8 protein-coding genes are annotated in these 6,343 nt (G+C 58.7%); all 8 read right to left on the bottom strand.

Annotation, left to right across the window (positions count from 1 at the left end):
- Window positions 1–78: 78 nt before the first annotated feature.
- The 8 genes from ychF to E1297_RS19405 all read right to left on the bottom strand — a co-directional run bounded on the left by ychF (window position 79) and on the right by E1297_RS19405 (window position 6,286).
- Window positions 79–1,179 (bottom strand): redox-regulated ATPase YchF, encoded by a 1,101-nt coding sequence (ychF, locus tag E1297_RS19440; protein ID WP_155141311.1) that lies wholly within the window; start codon window positions 1,177–1,179, stop codon window positions 79–81.
- Between the two features lie 144 nt (window positions 1,180–1,323).
- A complete protein-coding gene (locus E1297_RS19435) occupies window positions 1,324–1,902 on the bottom strand; it encodes a trans-aconitate 2-methyltransferase (protein ID WP_155141309.1) in 579 nt (192 codons plus the stop codon).
- The gene (locus E1297_RS19430) at window positions 1,883–2,605 is read right to left on the bottom strand and encodes a hypothetical protein (RefSeq protein WP_155141307.1); all 723 of its coding nucleotides are present in this window, start codon (window positions 2,603–2,605) and stop codon (window positions 1,883–1,885) included. The genes E1297_RS19435 and E1297_RS19430 overlap by 20 nt, the downstream gene beginning before the upstream one ends.
- Window positions 2,606–2,643: 38 nt before the next feature.
- Window positions 2,644–3,168: a hypothetical protein gene (locus tag E1297_RS19425; RefSeq protein WP_155141305.1), complete on the bottom strand. Its 525-nt coding sequence runs from the start codon at window positions 3,166–3,168 to the stop codon at window positions 2,644–2,646.
- 11 nt (window positions 3,169–3,179) lie between these two features.
- Window positions 3,180–4,022, bottom strand: a complete 843-nt coding sequence (locus tag E1297_RS19420) for a DUF6445 family protein (RefSeq protein ID WP_155141303.1) — start codon at window positions 4,020–4,022, stop codon at window positions 3,180–3,182.
- A 36-nt stretch (window positions 4,023–4,058) separates the two neighbouring features.
- Entirely contained in the window at window positions 4,059–4,556 is a 498-nt protein-coding gene (locus tag E1297_RS19415; protein WP_155141301.1) for a hypothetical protein, read from the bottom strand.
- 180 nt (window positions 4,557–4,736) lie between these two features.
- Complete coding sequence (gene pth, locus E1297_RS19410; RefSeq protein WP_155141299.1) at window positions 4,737–5,534, bottom strand: aminoacyl-tRNA hydrolase; 798 nt, start codon at window positions 5,532–5,534, stop codon at window positions 4,737–4,739.
- Window positions 5,535–5,671: 137 nt separating this feature from the next.
- Complete coding sequence (locus E1297_RS19405; RefSeq protein ID WP_155141297.1) at window positions 5,672–6,286, bottom strand: 50S ribosomal protein L25/general stress protein Ctc; 615 nt, start codon at window positions 6,284–6,286, stop codon at window positions 5,672–5,674.
- Between the last annotated feature and the right edge of the window lie 57 nt (window positions 6,287–6,343).

The following is a 6,343-nucleotide window of genomic DNA, read 5'->3' as shown; positions in this document are numbered from 1 at the left end:
CTTGTTGCCACACAAGAAAACGATGTTGCACCTCACTTCTGAATTGTCCGGGCCGTGCATGAGGTCGATTGTTTTGGTTCAGGTATTGAACTTGAACAGCAGCACATCGCCGTCCTTGACGATGTATTCCTTGCCCTCGTCGCGGGACTTTCCAGCCTCCTTGGCGGCAGTTTCGCCGCCGAGGGAGACATAGTCGTCATAGGCGATGGTCTGGGCGCGGATGAAGCCGCGTTCGAAATCGGTGTGGATCACACCGGCAGCGCCCGGGGCTTTCGTGCCCTCGGTAATCGTCCAGGCACGGGTTTCCTTCGGGCCTGCGGTGAAATAGGTGATCAGGCCAAGCAGCTCATAACCGGCGCGGATCAGCCGGTCGAGGCCGGGTTCCTCAAGACCGATGGTTTCCAGAAAATCGGCTTGCTCTTCCTTGTCGAGCTGGGAGATTTCCGCTTCGATGGCAGCAGAGATCACCACGCAACCGGCACCTTCCTGTGCAGCCTGTGCCGCGACCTTTTCAGACAGTGAATTGCCGGTTGCAGCCGAGCCTTCGTCGACGTTGCAAACGTAAAGCACCGGCTTTGAGGTGAGCAGGTTGAGCCCCTCAAGGATCTTGCGTTCTTCCGGGTCGGACAGGTCAAGCCTGCGCGCCGGTTTTCCGTCCTGCAAGAGGGCAAGGGCAGCTTCCATGATCGGAATGACCGCCTTGGCTTCCTTGTCGCCGCTGTTGGCCTTTTTCTTAAGCGGCGCAATCCGGCGCTCGAGGCTTTCCATGTCGGCGACCATCAGCTCGGTCTCGACCGTGTCGGCGTCGGCAATCGGGTCGACGGTGCCTTCCACGTGGGTGATGTCGCCGTCTTCGAAACAGCGCAACACATGCACGATGGCATCAACTTCGCGGATGTTGGCAAGGAACTGGTTGCCGAGGCCTTCGCCCTTGGACGCGCCGCGCACGAGGCCGGCAATGTCCACAAACGTGATGCGGGTCGGGATCACTTCCTTGGAGCCTGCGATCTTGCGAATGGCATCCAGACGGGGATCGGGAACCGCCACTTCGCCGGTGTTCGGTTCGATGGTGCAGAACGGATAGTTGGCGGCCTGGGCCGCTGCCGTCTTGGTGAGCGCGTTGAAAAGTGTCGACTTGCCGACATTCGGCAGTCCGACAATGCCGCACTGAAATCCCATGGGAGGTCGCTTTCGGTTGGGAACGGAAACTGTTGCCGCGCTAAATGCCCGAGGGGGCGGTCAAGGTCAAGACCAGGGCGTTCGGCCTCTTTGCAGCATCATTGCGGGGCACGGGCCGGGCCACAAGCCATATCATTGGCCGGATCACTGGTTGGCGGAGAGATTTGCCACGCAAGGCTGGGCAATGCAGCGGCTGGTCCGGAAGGTTCGGTCGAACCCGTCCGCATCCACTCCCTCGAACGTCGCTTCCCAGCACCGGCTGGTGTGGGTTTGCGGAAAGAGGGCCTGGAAGTGTTGTCCTTGCCAATAGGATGGAAAACGGGTGGAAAACGGCGGGTCCGGACAGCAGGAAAAGGCTTCTAGGGCAATGACCGGCAATGAGCCGGGGGCTGCGAGGAAGGGCGCAAGCAGGTGATCGCGTGCCCAGTCCAAGGTAAAGTAATGCAAGACATGACGGCAAAACAGCGCATCGACGGGCATCTGCGGCTGCCAACTGCTCACGGGGGTGCGGATGTCGGTCCTGATGAATGTCACATTCGGCGGGCATGTCCGGACCGGCATTTGGTCGACTGCGGTCACCCTGTGTCCTGCGGCCGCGAGCATTCCGGCGATCCGGCAGTCTCCTGCGCCAATATCCAGAATATGCGCAGGAGCGCCGCCGAGTGCTCTCAGAAGCGCGCTCGCAATGCTTTCGGGTGAGGTTTCAGGAGCCGGTTCTGCCAATCTGGCTGGCCTCAATTGTCTGGATCGTCCGGGCAAGTTCATCCTCGGCAAAACCGATCAGCCTGCGATAATACGGGTCGGGCCGGTGCGGTGGCTGATCCTTGCGGTTTTGCGGACAGCCAAAGGCTTCCAGCAATGTCGGATGGCTTGGATGACCGGCGTGAAATTCCGCCAACTGGCGCGGCGACAAGGAAAAAAAGCGGGCATCCTTGTCCTTGATGGCTGGCCGCAGCGAGATGAAAAAGTGTTCGGGCACGGGAATTGGCCTTGAGCGCCGGTCCCGTTCTGTTTCCTGGGGCCAGAATTCGCCTGCCATGATGCCGGTTTGGGTATAGTTCAGCTTCAAGAGCCAGTGGCACCACTCCAGTCCACGCTTGCCGGGCGCGGGCGTCAGGGAATCCGGCAATTCAAAGATCACATTTTCGCAAAGGGCCGGGTGCTCCGCAGCAGATGTGTGTGCCATCTGCACGCGCAATTGCTCCGCGTGAAAGACACAATGCCAGAAGGCTTCTTCCTGAAGATCGGCGCAAGAAGCCGCCGTCAGCCGGTAGCAGGTCGCCATGCAGGTGTGCTGGCGGATCGACGGCAAAAGATAGGGGCAATAGCCACGCGCCACAGCGAGCGCATAGCGATTGAAGCGCTGTTGTATGGTACCGGGGGACGGGCCGGGGTGACCAACCGCCCAGCGTTCACCGGATGTCATGGCGTTTGTTCTGTGGGCCGGCTGCGGTCTCCGGTCCATCAGCACAATTGACCGAGGAATCCACCGGGTTGGGTATAGCGGGAGCCGCCAAGAGCCGGTTGCGTGGCAGACAGTTGCCCGAGGTGCCAGAACGCATGCCAGGAGACTGTTTGCCAGATTTCGCCGGTTGTGGCGAAGGCCTGCTTTACGCTCTCGCTTTGCGGGTCCGTCTCCCACTTGCTGCCGTGGCTTTCCAGCGTGCCAAGCGCCCGTTCAAGGCTTTGTTCGTACATGGCGACGATTTCCAGGCGCTCGGGCATGATTCCACGCAATTCGGCAGCTTGCTCCAGCGTGTCCTCCCCCTTGAAGCGTTCCAGGAGGTCGACATCCGCGCGCGATTTCGCACCCGTTGTTTGTTGAACCGCCCATTCGAGCTGGCCGCACAGGTGGAGCAGCGTCCAGGCCATGGATGGGCCGGTTTTTGCCGTTTCGAAAAACTCTTCGTCTTCGAGCTGGTGCGCGGCGGCGATGACCGTCCGGCCTCCGCGTCTGATGAGACTTGCAGCAAGCTGACTGGCGTTCATGAGAGGTCTCCTCAAATGGGGTCGAAGTTCATGTTCATGGTCAGGCGGGGCCTGTTGTGGCTGCCGGTAAAGAAGACCGGGCTGTGAAACAGGTTGGCCGGGAAGACCACAAGGCGGTTGAAGCGGCCCGGAATGGTGTGCACCAGCTCCCAAACATCATTTGACCGGTCAATGCCGGTCCCCTGTAGCTGGTGGGCATAGGAGCCGAGCTGGTCGTAGATCAGGTGTTTCCGGAAGGCCATGTATCCGTGTGCGTCGTAAGGCGAGTAGCCGAGGTCCGTGCAACAGCGCGCCAGGTCTTCGTCGGGACAGTTCGGCATGAATGCCAGACCGGTCTGCTTGTGCCTGTAAAAGCCTGTGGCGCCCGGTTCGTCTCCGGGCGGGGTAAGGTGCAAGAGCCCCACAAGCATTGTCCCGATATCGAGGTGCGGTGCTTTTTGTCTTGGATGCAGAGCCTTGAGCGCCGAGGGAAGGATCCTCGTGAAGATTGCGGCTTCCCTGCGAAATTCCAGCGCCGGATTGAGGCGCGATTGCTTGTGGAACGGATAGGCTTTCAGGATGCGTGTGCGCAAGGCCTTTGGTTCGATGCTCACAATGGCCCGTTCACCCGGATAATTGCGATACTCGCGGGCGTGTTGCAAAATGCCGTAATCAAGCCCAAGCGCGAAGTCTCGCAAGGCCTCGGGCTGTTTCAACGCATCATCAATGATGACAATTGGCAGATCGTCCACAACACGTTCCGAGATGTCCCATCTGCCTGACGGTGACAGGAGATCTGCGAAGCTGGTTCTCCAATCCATAGACCGGTCGGAAGACGCGTCGGCAGTCTTTTTCAAAACGGCAGTTTTAAGCATGTACGTCCCTTCCAATACGAAGAGCGTTGCCCGGGATTATTGTTTTGTCGTGGTCGGCGCGGGACCGTCGTTGCAAGGAGTGTCTTTGGGATCCTGACGCTGCTTTTCCCAATCGAGTTTGGGCGGGCCTTGCTTTTCCTTGCGCACCATATCCATGCAGGCATGAGTGGGGGTACAGTTCCAGGATGCGTGGACGGTGCCGAAAAGGTCATATTCGCGCTTCAGGGAGGCATCCAGACTGCCGTCAGAGGTGGTGAACCAGATGTCTGGCAGTTTGCCCCAGCGGCGTTCGTAGCTTTCAATGAAACTGACACTTCCAGACCCAGCAGAGGGCTGATGACCAACGACTGCGCCACAGGCAGACAGGCAGAAGTCCGCATATGCGTCCGGGGTGTCGAGCATTTCGTGCCAAACGCTGTCGATGCCCTTGGAGAAGACGTCGACCGCAATCCCATCCTTGGACAGTATAAAGATCTTTTGAAGTTCGCTCTTGGCAGCTTTTTGCTGTTGATCCGTCAATGAATGATGAAGCATGGAAATTCTCCCAGAAGCCGGGCAGGTGACGCGCAATCACTGCAAATGCAATTTTTACGGTTATGGTCACATTCTTCTGGCGATTTCATGCTTTGTCAAAGCACTTATGGAGTGTTTTCAAGTTGAGGAAATTCTATTCAGGAACCAAGAGGTTCAAATTCTTGCAATTGTTTAAATTGTCTAGTCCTGTTCATTGCCGAACAGCTTCTTGAGCATGTCGGCCATCGGTCCGGATGTTGGAAGCTTGGCAGGTTTGGCCTGCCGGGCCTGCCGGATATGGCTCTGGCCTTTCGGTTTGGCGGGTGACCGGGGCGGAGAGGGGGTATGGGACTGCGCCTGAGACGGAGACTGTGACGCAGTGTCTTTTGCAGGCTTGTCCGCCTTCTTGCCGTTGCGTTGGGCCTTTTCCGGTTCCAGCGCCAATGTCATCTTGTTGGCGAACTGACTGTCCTTGGCTTCGGCCAGAAGATCGGCGTTGCGGGCAATTTCATCCAGCAGCGGTTCCAGCCAGTCCTTGTCGGCCTTTGCAAAGTCGCCAAGCACATAATTTGACACCAGCCGCTTGTCGCCGGGATGTCCGATGCCAAGCCGCAGGCGCCGGTAGTCCTCGCCAATATGCGCGGAGATGGAGCGCAGGCCGTTATGTCCGCCATGGCCGCCACCCTTTTTCATGCGGAATTTCGAAGGCGGCAAGTCCAGCTCGTCATAGATAACCAGAACGTCTTCGGGAGCGAGCTTGTAAAAGCGCAGGGTTTCCCCAACCGCGCGGCCGGATTCGTTCATGTAGGTCGACGGTTTGATCAGAAGGATCTTTTCGGACCCGATCTGGCCTTCTGACACCTGTCCCTGGAACCGGGACCGCCACGGTGCAAATGATGGATGCTGGCGATGGATTTCGTCTACGGCCAGAAAGCCGATATTATGGCGGTTGCGTTCGTATTTCGCCCCCGGGTTGCCCAGTCCGACGATCAATCGCATCGCGTCCTCCGCCTTGAACCTGTCTTGAATGGATGGGCCACGCCGTCTGCCCGCTTGATACCGCAGCAGGCCCGAAACACACAAGAGGGACGGCAGAACCGTCCCTCCTGGAAATCGTCAAAGGGTCAAGCGGGCAATCAAGCCTCGGCTTCGCCTTCTGCTTCTTCGTCGTCAGCTTCCTTCATGCCGGCCGGAGCAGCGATCGTTGCGATCGTGAAGTCACGGTCGGTGATCGTCGGCTGGCAGTTGGACGGAAGGTTGACGTTGGAGATCTTGAGGGCATCGCCCGGCTGAGCAGTCGCCAGGTCGATTTCAAGGGCTTCCGGAATGGCGTTGGCCGGAACAATCAGTTCGACGGTGTGACGAACGATGTTCAAAACTGCACCCTTCTTGATGCCCGGGCAGGTTTCTTCGTTGAGGAAGTGAACCGGGATCTCGACGGTCAGCGTGGTGTTTGCGGACACGCGCAGGAAGTCGACATGCACAACGTCATCGCGGACCGGATGCAACTGGTAGTCCTTGGCAATAACCTGATGCTTCTTGCCGTCCACTTCGATGGTGCCGATGTGAGTCAGGAAGCCGCCCTTGTGCAGGGTCAGAGTGGTTTCCTTGACCGGCACGGCGATCGGCAGGGCAGGTTGCTTGTCACCGTAAATCACGGCGGGGAGAAGGCCTTCGCGACGCAGTGCCCGTGCGGCCCCCTTGCCCACCCGGTCCCGTGCCGACGCCTTCAGCTCATAGCTGGTAGCCATGGCAAAACTCCTAAGGTGTAGAATAACGGACCGGCGAACCACCGTGTCGAAAGCGAT

This window comes from Roseibium sp. RKSG952 (assembly GCF_009711355.1).
The sequence above is the reverse complement of the archived record's forward strand: the minus strand, read 5'-3'. Positions and strand labels throughout refer to the sequence as shown.